Here is a 21,626-nt window from a genome sequence, read left to right as displayed (position 1 = left end):
GAGAGGAAATAATGATTTATTTGTTATATGGGATAGATCTAATGTTGTAGTATTTCTCTCTTCATATATTCGAAAAAAATATGTATGGCTTGGTTTGGATTCGGCATGAAATGCAATAATTGGCGCATTGCGAGCTTAATTGTTGACGAGATTATTATGCAGCTTCTCTGTTCGTTTTTATTGTGCCCAGCGTTACACTTTTCTCACTCAGGTAGTGACTGAAACGGGAACGTAACCAACGTTCTCCCGAGTCGTTGTCCAGGGTCGCGCTCCATGACATAGAAAGGTCGAGCGCGGGCAGACTCATCGGAACGGGGTCTGCACGAAAACCACCTTGTCGGGTCATCGCTTTTGCCACGTAATCGGGCACAACGGCCAACATATCCGTGTCCTCGAGCAGTGTTCTGAGGGCGCTGTATTGCGAAACAGAAAGGGCGACCTGGCGTTGCCGTCCAATAGATCCTAAGGCTCGGTCAATGTAGTCGGACGATTCACCGCTGACTGAAACAGAAATGTGTGGGCGATTGCAGTACTCGTTGAGGTCCAGAGCACCTGCCATGGAGCTGGTACTCAAAATAGTCGGGCGGCTGCTTCGTAGAAATTTTCGTTTGGCGTTGGCAGGGAGTTCGCGGGAGTGACATACGCCCAGCGATACCTCTCCCGTAGAGAGCTGATTGGCCAGCATTGTGTGGTCTGTACGACGTACTACGAAAGTGACTTGAGGAGCCTCTATACGCAGTTGGCGCAACAGTCCAGGCAGCAAAGAGTACTCGACATCATCAGAAAGACCGATTCTGAAGACGCTAGCACTGGTCTCAGGATCAAATTCGCTAATGCTGCCGAGCGCGGCCGTCATTGTATCTAGTGCAGGAGTCAGGCTGAGTTGTATTTCAAAGGCTCTACTCGTGGGCTCCATCGTCCTACCCATCCGAATGAACAGAGGGTCATCGAAAAACTGACGCAGCCGATTTAATGAAGCACTGATCGCCGATTGGCAAAGAAACAGTTTCTCGCCGGCACGGGTAAGGTTTCGTTCGTGCATCAGCGTTTCGAATACGATCAAAAGACTGAAGTCGATTTTGCGAAGATCGTTTCTGTTCATCATCATCATCACCAGGGCGTTGCCCCATACTTTTGCGTCAGTGCACAAAGAGCGATGTTGAATGGTATTCGCCCATTGCCTATGAGCCTGGTAGCGGACTGTAACAATCGGATCAATTAAGCTGAAGCTTCGAGTTTCAGAGTTTAATTGAGGCGCCGCTTTCGTTGGCTTGTATGTATGGTGGATTATTTTGCTTGTATTGACACTTCTACGTAGGTTTCAATCTTCTAAGGTATGAGTTCTAGGGGCTAATACTTGAGTATTATGCGGGTGTGTTGTGGGTGTGGTTGCGGGGCAGCCAAGAAGAATATAAGAAGTGTTAAGCCTGCTGAATTTTTTGAGTTTGAAATGGGGAGGTAAAGATTGTGTTAATTTGGAGGATGTTGAGTCTCTGCGGTTTTTAGAATTTGCTCAATGCAGTCAATCATCACCTGCCCGTCAAATGGCTTACTAAGAAAACAGATCGCACCCGCGGATTGCGCTCGTTGGCGAACTGACTCCTCCGGGTATGCGGTGATGAAAATGATGGGGATTCTCTGACCTTTTTTGATCAGTTCACTTTGCAGATCCAAGCCACTCATGCCCGGCATCTGCACATCTGAGATGAGGCAGGTTGTGTCATGGCTTTTTGACGAGGCGAGAAATTCTTCGGCGGAAGAAAAAAGACTGGGTTCACAGTCCAGGGAGCGCACCAGGCTACTGAGCGCGATTCGACCAGATTCGTCATCGTCGACAATAGAAATCACAGGGATTTTATTCACTGCGCAGATCCTGGACGCGACATCAATGGATTCGAAACAGCGGAGGCCGTCGCGCCAGTTCTACTCTATTGGCGGGCTTCAACAAAAGAAATCATACACTCGTATGTGCTGTGCCTAGCGTTTTGGCCCAATTCCTAAAAATTCAGCCATTCGAACCAGATCAGCAAATGACTTTGCATGCATTTTTTTCATCACATGCCCGCGATGGATTTTGACGGTGATTTCACTCAGATTCATTTCTGCCGCGATTTGTTTATTCATCAGCCCCTTGGCTGCGTGGACCAAAACTTCTCGTTCACGGGCCGTCAGTGATTGATAACAGGTATGCATACCAGCATCTTGTTTGTCTATTTCCCGGCGCTTGGCGTCCCTTTGGTGCGCCGCAGCTACGGCATCCAACAAATCCTGCTCACGGAATGGTTTTGGTAGGAAGTCCACGGCACCGGCCTTCATCGCTCTGACTGACATTGCGATGTCGCTGTGCCCGGAGATGAAGATGATGGGTAAGGCGATTTTCGACTCGATCAGTTGATGTTGGAACTCCAGGCCACTCGCACCTTGAAGGCGAACATCAAGGACTAAACAGCTTGGGGCGTCAGAATCGGGGAACTGAAGAAACTCTGATGGCGACGCAAACGTCTCCACTCGAAGACCAATTGAACGAAACAGGCTACTAAGCGCCTCCCGCATTGGTGCCTCATCGTCTATCACAAAGACGACAGGTGTCTTATCGATGGTTGAGGTGTCTTCGTTCACGCGAGTCCCTTTTGAATGGATGGAAAGGACAAGTGAAATATCGCTCCTTCACCTGTTTGGCTCGTTGCCCAGATACGGCCTCCGTGAGCATCGATAATCGATCGGCAAATTGAGAGCCCCATTCCCATCCCTTCGGATTTGGTGGTGTAGAAGGCATTGAACAGCTTTGGCATGCACTCCGGTGAAATTCCAGGGCCGCTGTCTTGAACATCCACACACACCTCACCCTGATCAGAGTGCCTAAGGCTCAAGAAGATGGCGCGATGCTTACATTTGGCATTTGTCATTGCCTGCACGCCATTCATGATCAAGTTGATGATTACCTGCTGCAACTGAACCCGGTCGCCTATGATCTCGGCTTCTTCGGTATCGTATTCATGGTCTAGCACAATTTTGTTCCGCTTGACCTCCCGATCGACCAACGCCAAAGACTCTTCAATGACTTCTCTAAGGTCCACTGGGACGCTTTGGGGATCCGTTTTCCGAGACATTGCTCGGATGCGTCGAATGACTTCGCTTGCTCGGTGTGTTTCGCTCATCATTCGTTCTATGGCGCTGCGCACCTCATCAACGTTTGGAACATCACGATTCAACCAGCGCAAACCCGCGGTACCGTTGGTGGCCACGGCTGCCAACGGCTGGTTGACCTCATGGGCTATCGATGCCGCTAGTTCGCCCAGCGTAGTGATCCTGGTGACGTGAGCTAACTCTGCTTGCGAACGATGAAGTGCCTCCTCCGACATTTTGGCGTCGGTGACATCCATCAGTGCACCAACGTATTCAAAATTCCCGGAAGCGTCCTGGATTGGGTGAGCCAACATTTGCACATGCTTTACCCGGCCATCGGCCATTAAGAGTCGATACTCCACTTTGATGTGTGGCTCTTTCTGGTAGGCGTGTTTGATCGAGGCTTTGACCAAGTCCAAATCGTCTGGATGAGTTTTTTTCATAACGCTTGAAAGCAATGGCTCCTCGTCGTCGCTGAATTCGAAGATCCGCCGCGCCTCGTCGGACCAATACATTTCTCCACTGGGAATTTTCAGGCCAACGCTTCCGGTTTGACTCAGCCACTGAGCGCCTGCGAGAAAAGCTTCGCTACGTCGCAGAGCATTGATGGCTCTTTTTTGTTCAGTGACGTCGTTGTGCGTAGCCAGGACTGCTTTTGGCTGATTTCTCTCGTCCCGTGATAGAGAGCAACGACTGACTACTGTCACCGCTGTTCCGTCACGTCGATGTTCCACCACTTCGCCTTCCCATCGACCAGTTTCGATCAGCGCTTTCATCACCTGCTCCCACGTGAGCGCCAGTTGAGGTCGTAGAAGAGTTCGGAAATCCTGTCCAATGGCTTGCACTTGTGACCACCCATACAAGGCTTCGGCGCCGGGACTCCACGTCGTGATAATGCCATTCATATCTCGAACGATGATGGCGTCATGCGTTTGCGCGAGAACCCGCACCTGCTCCTGCAACTCATCGTTTGCTGCTTTATTTTTGAGTGCAAGCACGCTGGTGATCGCGATGGCAGACAAGCTAACCAAGCATCGCGCGAAGGCTGAACTATTGAAATCGGTACCATGGGAGATGAAGAAAGCGATCAACGTCAATCCGCTGCATGACAGCGATACGCCGATGACCCCCTTCCTGGAAAACAAACTGACGGACATGAGAATCACGGCGACGTACAAGACCGCTACCGCGATATGGATGGACGTCAGGGTATCGATGATGAAGATGACGCTTGCGAGCGTGATCGCGCCAAATCTTTGTAGCAGAGCGGGCGAAGCCAAGGGATGGGGCTTTTCTACAGCTACCGTCGGTTCAATTGAAATTTTCATATCAATCAATAGGCCTGCTGAGTTTTCGGTCATCACGGATGAATGCAGTGAACACCCCTGACGAAATTGCAGCAAGCAAAACCCATCTTGTATATCAAAGATGCGTTGGTTCAATCCAAAAACGACGTCGTAACCGTAGTTTGATGAATGTGGGCTGTAAAGTGCAAAAGGTAACGGACATATCAATAGAGATAGCTATGCAATCAGAGCTGGCTTCGAAGATAGAATCATACGAACCACGTGGAAAGGTCGATGAAGATATTCAAAAACTTGTGTACTGTAACTATTCCCGTTAATGCACCAGTTACAGAAGTGTTCGCAATTATTTGACAGGATTTTGTACTGTGACTCTCCAACCCTGGAGAGAGCCCGCACAATGATCTCTTCGCTTGAAAAGGCCCGTTGCTCTTGATGTACCCAAATGGGTCTCCCATTTCCAAAATGGTCAAGGTCAGTCACTTCAATCGGACCTGCCTGCAAAGATGCACTCAATCCTGAGTAGTGGGCGACCTTACCATCCCCTAGGTAAATACCGTGATGGGCATAGAATTTGCGCGGGCTCACGAGGTGCGATCCTGCGGCCAAGCCGTCAACATCTCGGACTGCTTCTGTTGCGGATTTTGAGCTTTCCCCGTTCAGTATTGGAGCGCTATTGCGGGGGCATGTATTTGAACCACTTTCAAAAAATTGGTCATTTAGGTTCGATGCGCAATCTGTATTGACGACTGTCGAGTTCAAATATATCGAACCCAAGGAAGATATAATCCCAATCGTTTTCACCAGTAGCTTGTTCATGATGAATTCCTCTGGAGCCTTTGAAAGTAGAATATCTTTCCAGAGGAAAATAATCAGTCGCACATTGGTTTATACGAATAGTCAACTTGTATGCGTGTCTAATACTTCAGTATTATTCTCGCTGTTTACAGAAATTTTTGAGCTGGCTGGCATGCGGAGAGATGTGTTTCATTCGCTTAACAGTGCGGCGTAATTAGGTCAATGGAGATATCACGATGCTTGTATCGAAATGTATCTCGACGATTGTTAGCTAACTCTGCTTACAAAACCCCGGTCCTCCCGACACGTGTCAGATACACCTTTACCTTGAAATGGATGCACCGCACGAGCGGAATTCCACACGGCCTATGCCGTGCACTGACCGGAGAAAATTAATGTCACGCTTTAACGCTCGAAAATCCATCGGCCTGTTTGGTGCTGCCTTAGCTGCCGCCGTCTCTCTCTCCGCATTCGCGGGGATGGCGCACGCCCAAGACACGCCGGCCGCGAAAAGCTGGCAGACAGGGCTTCACCGTACGGATCTCGTGAAACGCGATCTCGGTGTTTCTGACCGCGAAGTTATTCAGGTTCGTGTCGACTTTGAACCTGGTGTCGCTGCACCTAAGCATTCCCATCCAGGCGTGGAAGTGGCTTACGTAATCAGCGGTACCTTTCAGTACCAGCTCGAAGGGCAGCCAACGGTGACACTCAACGCCGGTGACTCCTTGTACATTCCAGAAGGCACCGCGCATATCGCAACGAACATTGGCACCACCACGGGATCAGAATTGGCGACCTATATCGTCAAGAAAGGCGAACCGCTGGTTAACCTGCAAAAATAGGCAGCACCTGTCGGCTGCTTGGAGCACGACCTCCGGGCAGACGGCACGGGGCATATGGGCGTATCGATAAGCCGCTAACCTCTTTGGGCCGGTTTCGATCCAATGGCTTGCATGAGGCGGCGAAGCTAGTCTCTCCACCTGCGCCTAAAAGAATTTCAGCTCAGACACATTGCAGATACATAACTGCTGTTTGATGTGTCAGTTCGCCTCCAAATTGAGAGTGTTTTTTATGTTTAGCAGATTGCGTAAGGCCATGAAGTCAGTCAGCCAGAGCGCGCGTTTGATGGTTGGGATTCCCGACTACGACAATTACGTGGCTCAAATGGCAATCAACCACCCTGATCAGCCAGTAATGACCTATTCGGAGTTTTTTCGTGAGCGGCAGGATGCTCGCTATGGGAAAGGAAAATGTACAACGCGCTGCTGCTAATTCCTCAGGCGTTCAACCACCACTGCGAGCAGTCATACGCCATAAGATTTATCAGATGCATTCGGTAGAAATCACCTAATCGTTACTCAGCGACCTCCATGTTTTTTGCGATATGCCCCCGGTTGCATACCCACGGACTTTGCAAACGCGCGCGTAAAGGCAGAGATCGACTGGTACCCCACGGCTGGGCTGACCGCTTCAACCGTGTGATTGGTCTTAAGTAGTTGGCAAGCATGGCGTATCCGCAAAGCTAGCAGCACTTGCCCAGGTGACTGGCCCGCCAGCTCGTTGAAGCGCTTGAAGAACGCCGAACGTGAAAGGCCGGTGCAGGCCGCCATGCTTTCCAGTGACCAAGCCTGTTGCGGATGTTCGATTAGTTGGTCCAGAAGCGGCGCAAAGACTGGGTGTCGGGCCACCGCTACCAGCCCACGGAGGTTCTGGTTGTCTGCCACCTGTTGGCGAAGCACATACAGAAATAGTAGGTGGCTCAATCGCTCCAGCAGCGCAGATGAGGGCGTTGGCAGTCGCTCGCACTCCTCAAGAATTAGCTCAAATAAAGCCCTTGCCGCCTTCAGGGAGGGATCGCCAGCACGAAGAATAATATAGTCGGGTAGTCCTTCGATGATTAGTGACGACAGCCCGGATTTGAAGTGAAAAAAGCCGCAGACAAGACCGACACCATCCTCGGCCTGGCTATCCAGGGGAACCATGTCAATTTTCGGAAGAAGCTGCGCAGTGTGGGCTTCCTCAGTGCTGGAAAGCCGATACTCAAAATCCCGCAGAAGAAATATCGCATCCCCTGCATTCAAACGTTGCGGCTCGGTTTGGGCAGCGATATGCAGCCAGCAGTGACCTTGGACAACCAAATGAAAGCTGGAGCGCGCTGCCCCGGAAGTACTGGCATGCCAGCCACCACAGTAACGGCCGACATGAAATAGGTTTGCCTCCAATTCAAGGCTTTCTAATAACCAATCCATCAGCGATCGCGACGAAATCATCTATTCAAAACACTCATGGGCATGTAATCGCTACTAATGAATATGGTTGGATTTCCTGATAAACAAGAGACTAGCCGGACTTCAATCCACATGAGTCCATCCCATGTCACGTGTCACTCTACACACATTGCAAAGCGCACCTGAAGCCGCAAAGCCCTTCCTGGAGAATGCGCAGAAAAACTCCGGCTTCATTCCCAACCTTCTGGCTGTGTTGGCCAATGCTCCGGCAGCATTGGAAACCTACGTTACAGTATCGGCTCTTAATGGAAAGTCCGACCTTAGCTTGGCTGAGCGTGAAGTGGTGCAATTGATTGCTGCGACGACTCACGGCTGTGATTTTTGCGTGGCGGGCCACACCGCGGTAGCAGTTAACAAGGCAAAGCTACCTGATGAAGTCGTTGACGCTCTGCGTGATCAAGTGACCATTCCGGAGGTGAAGCTCGAAGCCCTGGCGGCCTTTGCCCGCGAAGTGATTGCCACACGAGGTAATGTCAGCGAACCCACCTACAGTGCTTTTAAAGACGTCGGGTACAGCGAAGGCAACGCGCTGGAGGTGATTCTCGGAGTAAGTCTGGCGACCCTGTGCAATTTCGCAAATGTGTTTGCTGGCACACCCCTCAATGCTGAGTTGGGTCGGTATCGTTGGAAATCCGGTCAATAGCTTAAAGCGTTATGTGTCGAACATATCGGTTTACACGGGATCCTGAAATGCTCGACCCAGCATGAGCCATTTGGCCGGACGCTTTTGCCTGAGTACTGGTGTAGAGCGATGTGACGTAGATGCTGTTGTGCCTTGCAACATCAACGTTCATCGCTACGCCACCAGTTCACATTACGGTATCAGTGGTGAGTACGTTTCAAGCCTGCTGAACGAACGCCAACCGTACGGCAAATCCAATAAGCAATGTGCCGAATAGCCACTGCTGCACCCGCTGGGCGGTAGCGCTTCGATTCAACCACCGTCCTACCCAAGCACTTGCTGTTGCGTACAAGCTGTCGAATACGAGGCCCGTAATAACCAGAACGACACCCAGCGTTGCAAACTGCTCCCATACCGAAGATCGGCTGGGATCAATGAATTGTGGTAGCAGCACTGAGCTGAACAGCAACGCTTTTGGATTGAGCAGATTAGTCAGGAGGCCGCGGCGGAAAGAGGCTATCAAGGATGAAGATGCAACCCCATTCTCGTGAGCTGCTGGTGAGCTTGCGCCACTGCTTTTGAACATTTGTAACCCAATCCAGAGCAAATAAGCAGCGCCCGCATATTTCACGATATCAAACGTCCAGGGCAGAACTTTAAACATCGTTGCCAGCCCCAACGCAGTCAGTGTGACATGGCAAGCGCGTGCAAGCGCAAGACCCAAAGCCGTCGCCATCGCGGCAGTTCGCCCTTGTTTTGCTCCAGTTTGCAGCAGCAGGATCATATCGGGACCCGGCATAAGAAAGATCATTGAGAGGGCTAGGAGATACAGCGCTTTATCTTCCATTTAGAGCAGCTCGATGGCGGTTAAGGAAGACAAAATTCTAGGGCCAAGGGGCAGGGCAGGTGGTTGCGTATTGAACTCATTTAGCGGCTGGTTTTGGCAGAATCTGCCAGCCTAGATTCTTAAAAGGTCGAGTAATGCCAAATGAATCGTAATTCATATATCAAACTCGATAACTACGATCGAGCCATCCTGGAAGCCTTGCAACGGGATGGTCGCCTGACCAACGTAGAGTTGGCTGAAGAAATTGGTCTCTCTGCATCTCCTTGTCTACGCCGCGTACGCAACCTTGAAGAGGCAGGTGTTATTCGCGGCTATCAGGCAACTTTAGATGCAGAGGTTGTTGGGTTAGGGATGACGGTGTTCGTTGGAGTAAAAGTCGAACGTCACCATGAGGTTGAGGCTGAAAAATTTCAAACGACAGTGCTGGCGCTTCCAGAGGTTGTGTCAGCCTTTTTAGTGTCTGGTGAGTCAGATTTTCTGCTGCAAGTAGTGGTGCCTGATTTACGTAGGTATGAGCGGTTCTTGACATCCGTTTTGCTAAAACTACCTGGTGTCAGGGATATTCGGAGTAATTTTGCAATCAAGTCGATCAAGCCTCAGGGGCCTCTGCCATTGGATCACCTAGAGGCTTAGCTTTACCTGTCGCCACCGCAGGCTTTGGTCGAGTTCGGCCTGTCCCTGTCGACTCTAGCTTATTGTGATGTCTAGAAAAGCTGGGGCGGTTCACCTTGATCCACGAGTGGTCGCGGACGAGCAGGTGCAATGGATACTTAAGGAATGGCAATCCCCAAAGCGTTCAGCGTTGGTGTATCCATTTTGCCGCTGCTTTTGATCCCTGAGTCCGCTTGGAAGGCCATTAGTGAACCACGGACGCTGTTGCCCAAGACCCCATCAATAGGTCCTGAGTAATAATTTTTTACCATCAACGCCAGTTGGACACGTCGTATTAGCATCGCAAGATCCGCGGCTGCTGGCTTGGTAGGCGTGGTTGAGTAGGCGTTCGATTTAGTTATTGTGCCGGTCGAATTTGGTGTTGAGGTTGTGCTTGGCGTACTGGTGGCTGAGCGAGTGGTAGTACTTGGGCTAGCAGGCGTTGTGTAGTAGTTGGTTGTCGGCGGGGTATAGGCACGTGGCGCGCTGTAGCCGCCAGAGCTGCTGTAGTGAGAGCTATGTGAGCTATGGGAACTGTGTGAGCTGTGAGATCTATGTGCTGCGTAAATGTTGATCGCGTCTTTCGCGTTGAGCGTGTTTTTGAATACGGGTGGAGCGCTGTGCTGATTCGGTAACCAGTCAGATGATGCCAACTGAGCCTGGTTGGCATCAACCATTGGGCTTCCGACCATGGGTACCAAGGCGATGGATTGGCCAATCAGCATTTTCCAGCGATCAAGCAATTTCATGTAGCGCTCCTTGCATAACTACTAGGTCATCAACGGAGAGCGGATGGACGTTGCGGCTCTGCCATTTTGTTGAATGAGATTTGAAGAAACCAGCACAGGCGTCGGTAGCTGAGCAGGTCTGGCACGCGTCGATAAACAGGTTTTTCCAGTCGGAAATACTCTGGCGATAAAAACGACCCAGTACCGGATCCAGTACGCAAAGCGGCAGGTTATAAATCGAGACTGCGATGCCGCGGATATCGAGGAAAAATGCAGCTTGGTTCAGCTCTTTTTGATAATCGGCTGGATCGATCCAGAGCTGCTCGTAATTCTTCTTAGCGAGCCCCGTATTCTCAATGCCCATGAGCGCTACGTGGTGCACGAAAGGCAAATTGCGGAAAACGAAATGCGACCACTCTGGGAGCCGAGGCGTGGTCAATCTGCTCAGCACCATGCGAATTTCTATCTTCTGATTGGCGCGATGCAGGTTATACAGCCCTGCCATGGTTTCGCTAAATGCTCCTGGTGCCTGCACAACATTGTCGTGATCAGCTGCATTGTCGGCGTAGAGAGGGACACCCCAGGTAAGGCTGAGATGGTTCACTCGTTCAAGATCATTGACCCACGTGGCGTCACTGAGCAGTCGACCGTTGCTCAGGATATGTAGAGATTTTTCTGGGATGATCTTTTTTGCTCGCTCGATTATCGCGAGCAGTCCCTCCCTATACAGCGTGGGTTCTCCACCGCTGATACCCAGCTGCTCAGGACCCTGATCAATCAAGTCAATTAGCTTTAGGTTTTCCTCAATGTGCCAACGGTCATCTACGTCTTTAGGAGGTTGGGAGCACATTAAACAAAGGCTGTTGCAGCGATCTGTCATGAACAGGAGATTGCTATTGGCGCCCCGGCGATAAAGCACTCTGACCACGGTTGATCCTGGTCTCACAGCGATCACATCACCAGGCTGTACCACTAACGTATCTTTCGGGTTCGTCAGCAAAGTCGCGTCAGTGCTGCAACGTATGTTCGTATTGCCTGTCAGCAAAAATCCTCCAACAGGAAACGAGATCATTTGTTCATGGTTGTCGGCGGAGGACTCGTCGAGCCACAACATGAGATCATCGTAAGAAGCCTCACCCGCGCAAGCAGCGGTTCCTTTGGAGATCAACTCACCGGGCGAAATGACCTTGAATAATTTTGGGGCTGCGAGATTAATAATCTCAAACTGAGTATCAAGCCGTAGCATCTTCAGTCCCTGTAGCCGGCAGAGGGTAAGTTGCTCAAATTCCGGCGGGCTAGCCAAGACATAAGTACCTTTTGCGTGAAATTCTCACCATCGCGCAATAGGCCAAAAAGGTGGGTGAGAAGTGCCGTATTTTTCTGGCAGAAGCTGCTGAAAGAGCGATGTCCGATCGGATCTCCCTGACGGGCGAAATGCTCGATTGGATCTGCACCACAGTAAGGTACGAGCGCGCAATCTGAGCAGCCGGGTAATGCTTCGGCTACACCAGCAGACAGCAGTAAAGCAATCACTGGCGACTCAAGCAGCTCTTTCAATGGTTGATCTACGCTACCCAGCTTCAGGCCTACCTCACCCATCTCAAGAAGCATGCGAGATTCGTCTGATGGGTAAACGTCGCCATCGTAGTTGTAGACAAGGGTCCCAACTCCTGCGCCGAGAGGTGATCGTAGGTCTACGTAGCCAGAGGCGAAGGGAGTGAGAATATTGGTAAGTAGTAGCGATGCGTAGCCTTCAGAAATAAACGTACCCTGAACGTTCAGCTTCAGCAGATATGACAATGCCTCCATGTAGAAACCGATGAACTCGTTCATCGAATAGTCCAGGCGTTTCGCGGATGTTTTGGCGAAACCATATGGGCTCAAAGGTCGTAGGGAGATGCTCGTAAAACCCCGAGCTACGTACTCGTCAATGATGGCTTGGGGATATGCCAGGCTCTTTGAGGTGATGGTCGTCAACGCGGAAACGGCATCGTGGCCAAGCCTTGCTCGAACTCGATCAATACCTTCTACGGTTCGCTCGTAGGCGTCCTTCGTAGGGGTAGGTCTATTGGCGTTGTGCAGAAAAGCAGGGCCATCCAAGGAGGTGGAAAACTGGATTTTGTGGCGTTGTGCAAAATCGAGGATTTCTTCATTCAGATGATGCAGGGTTGTCGTGATTACGTACTGGATGCTGCGCTGCTCAACTACGTTACGGTCCTCTACCAAATCAACGATTTGGCGAATGCGATCAAAGGCCAGCAATGGTTCGCCACCTTGAAACTCAACGGTGAGTACCGGGGAGGGCGACTCAAACATTCGATCGACTGCCAGTGCAGCATGCTCAGCTGACAAGTCATGACCTGAGCCACTTAGAGGTGCTCTAGAGACTTGGCAATACTGGCAGGTATGGTTGCAACGCAGCGTGACTACAAAAATGTGTAGAGCCGGGCCATCGAGTACAAAGCTTTTCCGACTGCGATATTGCGCCACCATCTCAGGGATAGGGTCGTGTCCGTTTGGTTCGAAGATGAAATGGCGAGCGAGAAGATCTTTGTAATGAGCGGAGCCGACATCCACAGTTTTGTGAACGAGGTCGTTCAACTGTTTTTCCGAAACGAACAGATACTCACCTGTTTCCGCAGTGAGCAAAATGCTTTGGCTGTGATGACTATCGATCCGTAAAAATCGAAAAGGAAGTAGTCGATAGCTCGCGTCCTTGGCGATCAACATGGTACTCAAACGCCAGCTCCACGAAGGGCGGCTGCCGCAAGGATTTCTCTCAACCCGGAAGTCTCGCGCTGAATCTGATCGCGTAAAGCGAAGTCATTCAGGTTACGCAAAATCAGCTCGCGGGCTTCTTGCTTGGATACGGCTGCATCCGCTCCGCCAGCCAGAAGTGTGGGGACGACGTCGAGATGAATCTGATTTTCCACTTGCCGGATTTGGATCGTCAGGGATGTGGCTAGAGCGTAGGAAGCTCGTTGCACCACACTGAGTGGATAGATCGCGCTGTCGACGGAGACCGTGACTTCCCAGTACATCTTTCGATTCCATACATTTTTATTGGCGCGAATGATGACCGTGCAAAAGGCGAAACGCCACTATTTGTAACCAAATATTTACGTATGCCGATGACTGACCTGTTTTAAAAATCAATATGGGCAACTGCACAGACTTGCCCACCTATTTGCATTCGACCTGATCAATCATTTCCACCAGATTTCACCATCACACTGCGTGGCCATGACCGGCAGAGAACGCTAGGGTGGCGTCCTTGGAGGGAGGATTGAGGCAGATATTCCTTTTGACTGTTAAAGAAAAACTTGCACGTAAGGTCAGCCAGCGGAAGGCCGTTTTCGAAAGCGGACAGTGATAGAAAAATAAATCTGTCCCCTTTTCGATGCTTTTCAATGATGTGCAACTTGAAGAGATGCACAGTGGCTAGCAGTGGCCGAGGTGCGTAGAACGCGATTGACCACTCCCTAGAGCGACCAAAAACAGGAGTAGATCACTACAGCCGGGGTCGCAGTGGTAGTCCTCGATTGCTACCGCCTTCACAAGCTGGTGTAGTGGTCTACGCTGAGGCGGCAAAAGGCCACTGCCTGCTCTATGATGTGCTTCATATATAGGGCCGCCCTTGGCTTGCTCCCTAATTTCCTCTCTCCACGGATGCGAGACATGATTGAATCGATCACCCTTTCCGGCATAGCAACCTACAGCCCTGTAACCCCCGAAACGATTCAAAACCTGAAGGCCGTGAACTACTTCTACGGTGCAAACGGAGCAGGCAAGACAACGATCAGCAGGCTGATAAACAACCCAGCACTATCAACTGCCTCCAAGGTTACGTGGGCGAAGGGCAATCAGATTCCGGCAATGGTCTACAACAACGACTTCATCGCCGCGAATTTCACTGATTCGAAGCAGTTCAAAGGTGTGTTCACGCTGGGTCAGGCCGAGCAAGCGCAACTTGATCGCCTGGAAGAGTTCAAGAAGGATAGAGACCGCCACGCGCTGTTCAAAACCAAAGCGCAAGAAAACCTTAATGGCCCAGACGGCAAGAGCGGGAAGATCGCCGAAAAAAATGCCCTGGAAACAAAGTTAGTAGCGCGGTGTTGGGAACAAAAGCAGAAGCACGACGATGAGTTTCAGGGGGCTTTTAAAGGCCTGAGAAATAACCGAGAGGCCTTCAAGAATAGGGTCTTGCAGGAGAGCAAAAGTAACACTTCTAAGCTGGTTACTATCGAAGACCTGCGTAAGCGCGCAGAGGTACTTTATGGTGATGCACCATCACCCATGAATGCTGTCTCCAACCTTGACCTGTCTCGTTTGGTCGCGCTTGAGCAAAACCCTGTCCTGAGCAAGAAAGTGGTCGGCAAAGAGGATGTCAATGTATCTGCGATGATCCAACACCTGGGGAACAGTGACTGGATTAGGCAAGGTATGAAGTACTTGGGCCATACCGATGATGACTGTCCCTTCTGTCAACAGAAACTGCCGCTTGAATTCGAAAAAAGCCTTGAGGACTATTTCGACGAAACTTTCGAGGCTGATACTAGAGCTTTATCGCAGTTTCGGGATATTTATAGCTCGGTAGCAGATGGCCTGTTAGTTCAGGCTCAAACAGTCCTAGCCACAGATTGTTCTCACTTAGATAAAGATAAGCTTGATCTTGAGTTGCAGGCCCTGAATGCAATCATACTGGTGAACAGGCAACGCATTGAGCACAAGGTGGCTAGCCCTAGTATTGACGTGGCGTTGGAAGGTCTCGCAGAGATTCCGCTGAGAATTTCTGAACTGATCAATTCAGCCAATCTCAAGGTCTCTGAACACAATCGTCTCGTTTCGGGGTTCTCATTAGAGCAGGATAAGTTAACAGGTGCGGTGTGGCGGTATCTTCTTGATGTTGAGCTTAAAGATACTCTTGCTGATTACATAAAAGATGCTGACCGTGTCGATAAAGCAATTGATGGTATCACTGCAAGCATGGATAGGGCGACGGTAGATGTAGCCACAGCTGACGTAGAAATTGCAAAGATTGAAACTTCGCTGACAAGCGTGAGGCCTACTGTCATTGCAATCAATAAAATTCTGAAAGACTTTGGGTTCCGAAGTTTCTCCCTGGATCCTGCGTGCGCCGATAATTCATATCGGCTGATCAGAATTGATGGAACTGATGCTAAAGCAACGCTCAGCGAAGGTGAAAAGACCTTCGTCACTTTCCTGTACTTCTATCATTTGCTCAGGGGAAGTATTACGACCTCGGGAATCAGTACCGATCGAATAGTCGTCATTGATGACCCGGTATCAAGCCTGGATAGCGATGTTCTGTTCATCGTGAGTAGCTTGATCAAAAAGCTTTTTCACGAGGTTCGCCAGAAGGGGAATAACCTAAAGCAGGTCTTTGTCCTAACCCATAACGTGCACTTTCATAAAGAAATCACCTTTAACCCCCAGAGGACTGGAGATGCTTCTATTAAGGATGAGACGTTTTGGGTAGTACGCAAGCCCGATCACTTTTCGAAAATTGAAGGCTTTGAGAACAATCCAATTAAGACGTCCTATCAGCTGCTGTGGGCAGAATTGGCGAGAAAGCCATTGCCGGCGCTTACAATTCAAAACACCATGCGCAGGATTTTGGAGAACTACTTCAAAATCCTAGGAAATATAGATACGCATGTCATCATCGAGAAGTTTGACGGGCAGGAAAAGGTTCAATGCCAATCATTGATTAGTTGGGTTAATGACGGATCTCATTATTCGCCAGATGATTTGTATGTGGCAATAAGCGATGGCATGGCGCACAGCTATATGAAGATCTTCTTCAAGGTCTTTAAGGCTATGGAACATATGCCTCATTATAAAATGATGATGGGCCGAGACTTTGTCGATTTAGATCCTATTGAGGAGGCGACGGAAGATCAGGAACTGGTGGGCGAAGCTGGCGGGGCTGCCGTTGGCGCAGACGCAGACGCATTTATCATTGTTGCCGGAGCGGCTAGCGATGAAGGTGCTACCGAGCCATTGGGCACTCCTAAGTCCTTGGTAAGCCCCATTGTAGCGCAGCCCCCTAAGCCATTCTCAGTTGGGGCGGATGGTTCGGACCCAGATATCCCATTCTGAGTCGCTTGATCATGAGCCCGCGTGCCTTGTGGTGCGCTAGTTCAAGAGCTTCTGCCTCGGTCTGATACCCGCCATATCTATATGAATCGTCCCCGGCTCTGTAGGCGCCTCCAAACCTAAAATAGAGCCCTAGCGAATGGCTGCTTCTGGCCGTTCTTTGCCGGCCATGCCCATGAAACGTGTAGGTTAAATCCGATGCAATCGCTGGTCAGAACGAATGCAAATGCCTGGTCAGGTCGAATGCAAGCGGGTGGGCAAGTGGAATGCAATTTCCCAGTTATTGGAGTCATCCATTTCCTGAGCAGCGAGGAGGCGTGAGCCGGAACGTAGGTATATAGCCGCCCCCTTTTTTGCAGGCAAACCTGCTCCCACAAATACATGAGAGCCGGCTTGTCTGCGAGCAAGATTTAAAACGCGAACGCCTTCAATGCTGTACGCAAACTTTGCGAAACACTCTGTAGTACTTCACCGGCGCTGGCGGTCGTGGCGGCCGAGCGATTGCCGGCGTCGGCGAGGTGGCCAACTTCTTCCATACTGGAAGTGACTTTGCGCGAGGCGTTGGTGACTTCAAGGGTGGCGGCGACAATCTCCAGCATCGCCTGAGTCGCTACCGCGATGCGGTCCTGAATGCCCATCAACGACTCACCGGCCGCCACCACCGTCTTGATGCCGACGTCGACGTCCCCAGCACTGCGCTGGATTGCTTGCACGGCACCTTCGATGCTGCTGCGGATGGCGTCGATCAAAGACTCGATTTCCGTGGTCGCGTTAGTCGTGCGTTCGGCCAGCTTGCGCACTTCATCGGCGACCACGGCAAAGCCACGGCCTTGTTCACCGGCACGGGCGGCCTCGATGGCGGCGTTGAGCGCCAGTAAATTGGTTTGCCGGGCAATTTCACGAATGGTCTGTACGATGCCGCTGACCTTGTTCGATTGTGTGCCCAGGTCGGTGACCGAGGATTGCGTCTCGCGGCTGGCAGCCGCCAGGCGCTGCACGCTCTCCAGGCTTTCTAGGCGGGCGCTGTCACCGGCGCGAGCCTGATCGTCCGCCTGGCCGACAGAGGTCTGCGCCGCCACTGCCTGTTTGGCGATGTGAGTGATGGTATTGGAAATCTGTTCCATGGCCACACCTGTGGTCAGCGCCGACTCAGCGAGGCACGTGGAGTTTTCCTTCAGTTGCTCAAGTGCAATATTGACACTGCTGACCTGTACGTCCACCGATTCAGCGCCAGCGGCGGTATCGGCCACCAGCTTGCGAATGCGCTCCCGTGCTTCGGCCAAGCCGGCCAGGACGCTGCCGGCAATGGGAGGACGGTTATCGTTGCGCAGGTCTCCTGAGGCGAAACGGGCCATTTCCTGGCGCAGTTCGGCAGGTTCGGCGCCGAGTAGGGTTTTGATCCGGCGGGCGACGAAGGTGTAGATCAGCCAGGCGACCAAGGTGCTCAGGCCGCCGACCAGTCCCAACAGCCAACGGGCGTTGCTGGATGTATTGCTCATCTCCACCAGTTGCGCGTCTGCGTAGGCGTTGGCGACCAGAACGGTTTTGTCGACGCCCAGGCGGTGCAGGTCATAGGCGGCTTTCAGTTCCTCGAACGCGGTGTTGGCGGCCGCTTGATTGCCTTGTTGCAGGGCCGGAATGAAGTGTGTTTCAAGCGCGCTGAAATAGGTGTCGGCGGCTTTTTTCTGGGCGCCAAGCAGGCTGCCTTTAACCGCATCATTGAGGTCGGAGGCGAGCCAGTACGCGTTGCGCGTATCGAAGTCGGTGCGTAACTGATGAAGCTTGCTCAGCCCCTGCGCGGTGTCAATGCCGCTGTTCATCAGTTGATAGACGATCAAATGCGCTTCGATCACGTACAACGGCGGCGGAAGAATGTCGGCCACTACATCCTTGCCTTGCCCCATCTCAATAGCCGCCCGATCCATCTGACCGAACGCCGCGACGCCACCGACAAAGATCGCACCGAAGCCCAGGCTGCAAGCGATCACCAGCAGCAACAACATACCTTTCACTGATCCCAGCATCGATTTCACAACAGATCCTCCCTGAGTTTTAGTGGTGGCTAAGAGCCTTTATCGGCCATGCGCCATCAAATCAAGAGGGCAGGGGACTGATTTATTTCTCCGCTCTTTTGTGGCACGCGAAAAGCAAATCAATTCCTCGTCACTAGTCCATGCTGAAAAACCTAGTTGTTGAAGTCAGCTTGAGTGGCTTGAATATCGTCAGGGGTACCCGCATGCACCAAGTCTCCGCTTTTTCGACATCAAGCTGACTGTGGCGATCGACAGAAATCGGCCGTTCTCTACCGATCACAGTCAAAAGCTTTCTGGTCAAATCCGACGTAATCGTTGGGCAGAGCGAATGCAAATGACTGGTCAAGTAGAATGCAAGCGGTGGTTAAACCGAGCGCAATTTCGCATCAATACGGCTGTTTCAGGGAGAATCAGTTTCGCTAGTTTCCGTCGTTGCAGTCGTGACGAATAAACGTCTTAGACGGAAAAGGAACTGCGCAAAGTGGTATTTGAGGGCATGAAAGCAAGGCGCCCACCTTTCGGCCGGGCGCCTCAACATCTCTAATGGGGCATCACCCCAAACGAGTAATCGCTTCCCTCACTCCCGCGCCATACGCCGGATCGGCTTTGGTGCAGTTGGATATGTGCCGATCAACCACCATTTGCGACGCACCTTTTATAGCGCGTGCGGTATTTTCAAACAGCAACTGTTGCTTCTCTGGCGTCATCAGGCGGAACAGGTCACCTGGTTGCGAGTAGTAATCCTCGTCCACACGATGGTTCCAGTGATCGGCAGCACCTTCGATGCTCAGCGGTGGTTCAGCAAACTCCGGTTGCTCTATCCACTCTCCATAACTGTTGGGGTCATAAGGAATGGCGCCGCCCATATTGCCGTCCACCCGCATGGTGCCGTCGCGGTGGTAGCTGTGAACCGGGCATTTCGCACTGTTGACGGGAATCTGCGAGTGATTGACCCCCAAGCGATAGCGTTGTGCATCGCTATAGGAGAACAACCGACCCTGTAGCATCTTGTCTGGCGAAAAGCTGATACCCGGCACAACGTTGCCAGGGTTGAAGGCTGCTTGCTCCACTTCAGCGAAAAAATTGTCTGCGTTTCGATTCAGCTCCATCACACCGACTTCGATCAGCGGATAGTCCTTGTGAGGCCAGACTTTCGTGAGGTCAAATGGATTCAAGTGGTAACTTCCAGCTTCGTTCTCCGGCATGATCTGGATGTACAAGGTCCATCGCGGGAAGTCACCACGTTCAATGCTTTCATAAAGATCGCGCTGATGAGTTTCTCGGTCGCCGGAGATCAATTGCCCAGCCTCAGCGTCGGAAAGGTTCTTGATACCTTGCTGGGTTTTCAGCGTAAATTTGACCCAGAACCTCTCATTGGCCGCGTTCAGAAAGCTGAATGTGTGACTACCGAATCCATGCATGTGTCGGAAGCTAGCTGGGATGCCACGATCACTCATCACAATAGTGACCTGGTGCAGTGCCTCAGGCAGCGACGTCCAGTAATCCCAGTTGTTGTTTGCGCTGCGAAGACCAGTGCGCGGATCACGCTTGATAGCGTGGTTTAGGTCAGGGAACTTCAGCGGATCGCGAATGAAGAAGACGGGAGTGTTGTTTCCCACCAGGTCCCAGTTTCCCTCTTCGGTATAGAACTTCATAGCGAAGCCACGAATATCTCGCTCAGCATCTGCTGCTCCGCGTTCGCCAGCAACGGTGGAGAAACGGGTGAACATCTGTGTCTGCTTGCCAACTGCCGAGAACATTTTCGCTCTGGTGTATCGGGTGATGTCATGTGTCACTGTGAATGTTCCGTGGGCCCCCGAACCTTTTGCATGCATGCGACGCTCTGGGATCACTTCACGGTCGAAATGAGCCATTTTTTCTAGAAACCATACGTCTTGAAGAAGGGCAGGGCCACGCGGGCCTGCCGTTTGAGTGTTGTTATTGTCGACTACGGGAGCGCCAAACGCGGTTGTGAGCTTTTTCATGCGGTCACCTCACTAATCAGAGTGTGTACCGGTGGTGCCAGCAATCGACAACAATGACGAAATTCGTCTTCTCAACGGCCGAAAACCACCTGCTCGAGACAAACAGCAGTTCCTCCTGATAACCACCAAAAGCCTAAAGAGGGGCACCGACAAAGGCGGCCTCTGTTGGTCTTACGATCGCGTTACAAAACGTGCCGCAAGCTGGAGATCGGTTCAGGCGCGAATTAGTATGCGCTAGGATTTTACGATCGTTGGTCTCATAGCATGAGCGGTTAGATGGAGAGTCAATACCTCTCGGCCGGCTCAATTCGCTGAATGTAATAGGTCAGAAGAAAGAACAATTCTTCCGAAAAATGAATTGCCGACTACGCTGGATGTTGTCCGGTGATCACACGCGTTTCGTCCTGTGACCTACGTTCATCTAAACTCCTTACTCATCCTTTGGCCTGCGATGTTCTCGCGGGCTTTTTTCCTTTCGAATCCAGGATTTCCGTTCATAGCTCAATTCAGAAGAGCCAAGCCTACTTAATGTAGGAGGCGGGGCGGCGTGACAAGCTACTTGTTTGAGTGAATTTCGAGTCGTTTGCCTCGCTTGCCAGATCACCCACTCAGCTCGGCGTTGAAGAGACAAGCGAGGTAAACTCCCATCAGGCCTCCCCTGTAAATGGTGCATACCCCGTAGGTTTAAAAGGCTCAAGGCCAATGTGGCCCCTCTGCTGCCTGGCGGCCCTATGGTGGTAAAATTCCATCCTGTGTATGTAGTCCGTCCTCGTTCGCATTGCGAGATTCAAATGAAAGAAAATCTAAGCGAAGAAGAAATGCGCCAGGCGCTTTTTGGTCCATCCAAAAAGAACGAATCAGAGCCAGAGAAAACTCCAGAAGACCCTGGTTCCCCTGAGGCCCCGCCGCGGAAGGTTGTCAAATCGCTCTCGCCGAAATTGAGAGTTACGCTGCGGGTTTCGAAAGAGTTTGAAGGTGCCGCTGAGCTATTCACCTACGATGCGAATACCTTGAGCACATTGGTCGCCGAGCAATCAGCAAAGGCCGAGGCTAAGAAGAAAAAGTTTAAATACTTTGAATTGGTGTCAATCAAGCCGAGTTGATAGCCGCATTTTTTATTAAGG

At 51.3% G+C, this 21,626-nt stretch carries 19 protein-coding genes; 6 read left to right on the top strand and 13 right to left on the bottom strand.

Annotated elements, in window-relative coordinates:
* Positions 1–154: 154 nt before the first annotated feature.
* The 5 genes from ACGJAX_RS21470 to ACGJAX_RS21450 all read right to left on the bottom strand — a co-directional run bounded on the left by ACGJAX_RS21470 (position 155) and on the right by ACGJAX_RS21450 (position 5,249).
* Positions 155–1,102, bottom strand: coding sequence for a LysR substrate-binding domain-containing protein (locus ACGJAX_RS21470; protein ID WP_390956057.1), 948 nt, complete (start codon positions 1,100–1,102; stop codon positions 155–157).
* Between the two features lie 368 nt (positions 1,103–1,470).
* Positions 1,471–1,863, bottom strand: coding sequence for a response regulator (locus ACGJAX_RS21465; protein WP_390956056.1), 393 nt, complete (start codon positions 1,861–1,863; stop codon positions 1,471–1,473).
* A gap of 114 nt (positions 1,864–1,977) precedes the next feature.
* The gene (locus ACGJAX_RS21460) at positions 1,978–2,553 is read right to left on the bottom strand and encodes a response regulator (RefSeq protein ID WP_390959962.1); all 576 of its coding nucleotides are present in this window, start codon (positions 2,551–2,553) and stop codon (positions 1,978–1,980) included.
* Positions 2,554–2,615: 62 nt separating this feature from the next.
* Positions 2,616–4,529 (bottom strand): ATP-binding protein, encoded by a 1,914-nt coding sequence (locus ACGJAX_RS21455; RefSeq protein ID WP_390956055.1) that lies wholly within the window; start codon positions 4,527–4,529, stop codon positions 2,616–2,618.
* 120 nt (positions 4,530–4,649) lie between these two features.
* Positions 4,650–5,249, bottom strand: coding sequence for a lecithin retinol acyltransferase family protein (locus tag ACGJAX_RS21450; protein ID WP_390956054.1), 600 nt, complete (start codon positions 5,247–5,249; stop codon positions 4,650–4,652).
* A gap of 374 nt (positions 5,250–5,623) precedes the next feature.
* Between ACGJAX_RS21450 and ACGJAX_RS21445 the strand changes: the two genes are divergently transcribed.
* On the top strand, positions 5,624–6,070 hold the full coding sequence (locus tag ACGJAX_RS21445) for a cupin domain-containing protein (protein WP_390956053.1): 447 nt from the start codon (positions 5,624–5,626) through the stop codon (positions 6,068–6,070).
* 229 nt (positions 6,071–6,299) lie between these two features.
* Entirely contained in the window at positions 6,300–6,500 is a 201-nt protein-coding gene (locus ACGJAX_RS21440) for a CstA-like transporter-associated (seleno)protein (protein WP_390956052.1), read from the top strand.
* 86 nt (positions 6,501–6,586) lie between these two features.
* On the opposite strand, the gene ACGJAX_RS21435 is transcribed toward ACGJAX_RS21440, so the two are convergent.
* Positions 6,587–7,498 (bottom strand): cupin domain-containing protein, encoded by a 912-nt coding sequence (locus tag ACGJAX_RS21435; protein ID WP_390956050.1) that lies wholly within the window; start codon positions 7,496–7,498, stop codon positions 6,587–6,589.
* A gap of 103 nt (positions 7,499–7,601) precedes the next feature.
* Between ACGJAX_RS21435 and ACGJAX_RS21430 the strand changes: the two genes are divergently transcribed.
* Entirely contained in the window at positions 7,602–8,159 is a 558-nt protein-coding gene (locus ACGJAX_RS21430) for a carboxymuconolactone decarboxylase family protein (RefSeq protein ID WP_390956049.1), read from the top strand.
* A gap of 196 nt (positions 8,160–8,355) precedes the next feature.
* Here the strand turns inward: ACGJAX_RS21430 and ACGJAX_RS21425 are convergent, their stop codons facing one another.
* Positions 8,356–8,985, bottom strand: coding sequence for a LysE family transporter (locus tag ACGJAX_RS21425; protein ID WP_390956048.1), 630 nt, complete (start codon positions 8,983–8,985; stop codon positions 8,356–8,358).
* A 159-nt stretch (positions 8,986–9,144) separates the two neighbouring features.
* Between ACGJAX_RS21425 and ACGJAX_RS21420 the strand changes: the two genes are divergently transcribed.
* Complete coding sequence (locus tag ACGJAX_RS21420) at positions 9,145–9,618, top strand: Lrp/AsnC ligand binding domain-containing protein (protein WP_390959960.1); 474 nt, start codon at positions 9,145–9,147, stop codon at positions 9,616–9,618.
* A 137-nt stretch (positions 9,619–9,755) separates the two neighbouring features.
* On the opposite strand, the gene hxsA is transcribed toward ACGJAX_RS21420, so the two are convergent.
* From hxsA to hxsD, 4 genes are read right to left on the bottom strand one after another with little or no spacing between them, the layout of a single operon-like run.
* Positions 9,756–10,385, bottom strand: a complete 630-nt coding sequence (gene hxsA / locus ACGJAX_RS21415) for a His-Xaa-Ser repeat protein HxsA (RefSeq protein WP_390956047.1) — start codon at positions 10,383–10,385, stop codon at positions 9,756–9,758.
* Complete coding sequence (gene hxsC / locus ACGJAX_RS21410) at positions 10,372–11,667, bottom strand: His-Xaa-Ser system radical SAM maturase HxsC (protein WP_390956046.1); 1,296 nt, start codon at positions 11,665–11,667, stop codon at positions 10,372–10,374. The genes hxsA and hxsC overlap by 14 nt, the downstream gene beginning before the upstream one ends.
* A complete protein-coding gene (gene hxsB / locus ACGJAX_RS21405) occupies positions 11,613–13,094 on the bottom strand; it encodes a His-Xaa-Ser system radical SAM maturase HxsB (RefSeq protein WP_390959959.1) in 1,482 nt (493 codons plus the stop codon). The genes hxsC and hxsB overlap by 55 nt, the downstream gene beginning before the upstream one ends.
* A gap of 5 nt (positions 13,095–13,099) precedes the next feature.
* Positions 13,100–13,405 (bottom strand): His-Xaa-Ser system protein HxsD, encoded by a 306-nt coding sequence (hxsD, locus tag ACGJAX_RS21400; RefSeq protein WP_390956045.1) that lies wholly within the window; start codon positions 13,403–13,405, stop codon positions 13,100–13,102.
* Positions 13,406–14,042: 637 nt separating this feature from the next.
* Here hxsD and ACGJAX_RS21395 point away from each other — a divergent pair.
* Positions 14,043–16,487: an AAA family ATPase gene (locus ACGJAX_RS21395; RefSeq protein ID WP_390956044.1), complete on the top strand. Its 2,445-nt coding sequence runs from the start codon at positions 14,043–14,045 to the stop codon at positions 16,485–16,487.
* Between the two features lie 407 nt (positions 16,488–16,894).
* On the opposite strand, the gene ACGJAX_RS21390 is transcribed toward ACGJAX_RS21395, so the two are convergent.
* Together ACGJAX_RS21390 and ACGJAX_RS21385 are read right to left on the bottom strand one after the other, a co-directional pair.
* A complete protein-coding gene (locus ACGJAX_RS21390) occupies positions 16,895–17,608 on the bottom strand; it encodes a methyl-accepting chemotaxis protein (RefSeq protein WP_390959957.1) in 714 nt (237 codons plus the stop codon).
* Between the two features lie 1,460 nt (positions 17,609–19,068).
* Positions 19,069–20,502, bottom strand: coding sequence for a catalase (locus tag ACGJAX_RS21385; RefSeq protein ID WP_390956043.1), 1,434 nt, complete (start codon positions 20,500–20,502; stop codon positions 19,069–19,071).
* Between the two features lie 791 nt (positions 20,503–21,293).
* On the opposite strand from ACGJAX_RS21385, the gene ACGJAX_RS21380 reads away from it, so the two are divergent.
* Entirely contained in the window at positions 21,294–21,605 is a 312-nt protein-coding gene (locus ACGJAX_RS21380; RefSeq protein WP_390956042.1) for a hypothetical protein, read from the top strand.
* The last annotated feature ends 21 nt before the right edge of the window (positions 21,606–21,626 follow it).

Origin of the sequence: Pseudomonas moorei, assembly GCF_042846945.1 — a bacterium.
In the GTDB taxonomy this organism is placed as follows: domain Bacteria; phylum Pseudomonadota; class Gammaproteobacteria; order Pseudomonadales; family Pseudomonadaceae; genus Aquipseudomonas; species Aquipseudomonas moorei.
This window is presented reverse-complemented; position numbering and strand designations above follow the sequence as displayed.

Excerpts from the sequence above, each read along its gene's own strand:
- ACGJAX_RS21470 (WP_390956057.1), bottom strand. The coding sequence starts at position 1,102 with ATGAACAGAAACGATCTTCGCAAAATCGACTTCAGTCTTTTGATCGTA.
- ACGJAX_RS21460 (WP_390959962.1), bottom strand. The coding sequence starts at position 2,553 with ATGCGGGAGGCGCTTAGTAGCCTGTTTCGTTCAATTGGTCTTCGAGTG.
- ACGJAX_RS21450 (WP_390956054.1), bottom strand. The coding sequence starts at position 5,249 with ATGAACAAGCTACTGGTGAAAACGATTGGGATTATATCTTCCTTGGGT.
- ACGJAX_RS21445 (WP_390956053.1), top strand. The coding sequence starts at position 5,624 with ATGTCACGCTTTAACGCTCGAAAATCCATCGGCCTGTTTGGTGCTGCC.
- ACGJAX_RS21440 (WP_390956052.1), top strand. The coding sequence starts at position 6,300 with ATGTTTAGCAGATTGCGTAAGGCCATGAAGTCAGTCAGCCAGAGCGCG.
- ACGJAX_RS21435 (WP_390956050.1), bottom strand. The coding sequence starts at position 7,498 with ATGATTTCGTCGCGATCGCTGATGGATTGGTTATTAGAAAGCCTTGAA.
- ACGJAX_RS21430 (WP_390956049.1), top strand. The coding sequence starts at position 7,602 with ATGTCACGTGTCACTCTACACACATTGCAAAGCGCACCTGAAGCCGCA.
- ACGJAX_RS21425 (WP_390956048.1), bottom strand. The coding sequence starts at position 8,985 with ATGGAAGATAAAGCGCTGTATCTCCTAGCCCTCTCAATGATCTTTCTT.
- hxsA (WP_390956047.1), bottom strand. The coding sequence starts at position 10,385 with ATGAAATTGCTTGATCGCTGGAAAATGCTGATTGGCCAATCCATCGCC.
- hxsB (WP_390959959.1), bottom strand. The coding sequence starts at position 13,094 with ATGTTGATCGCCAAGGACGCGAGCTATCGACTACTTCCTTTTCGATTT.
- hxsD (WP_390956045.1), bottom strand. The coding sequence starts at position 13,405 with ATGTACTGGGAAGTCACGGTCTCCGTCGACAGCGCGATCTATCCACTC.
- ACGJAX_RS21395 (WP_390956044.1), top strand. The coding sequence starts at position 14,043 with ATGATTGAATCGATCACCCTTTCCGGCATAGCAACCTACAGCCCTGTA.
- ACGJAX_RS21390 (WP_390959957.1), bottom strand. The coding sequence starts at position 17,608 with ATGGAACAGATTTCCAATACCATCACTCACATCGCCAAACAGGCAGTG.
- ACGJAX_RS21385 (WP_390956043.1), bottom strand. The coding sequence starts at position 20,502 with ATGAAAAAGCTCACAACCGCGTTTGGCGCTCCCGTAGTCGACAATAAC.
- ACGJAX_RS21380 (WP_390956042.1), top strand. The coding sequence starts at position 21,294 with ATGAAAGAAAATCTAAGCGAAGAAGAAATGCGCCAGGCGCTTTTTGGT.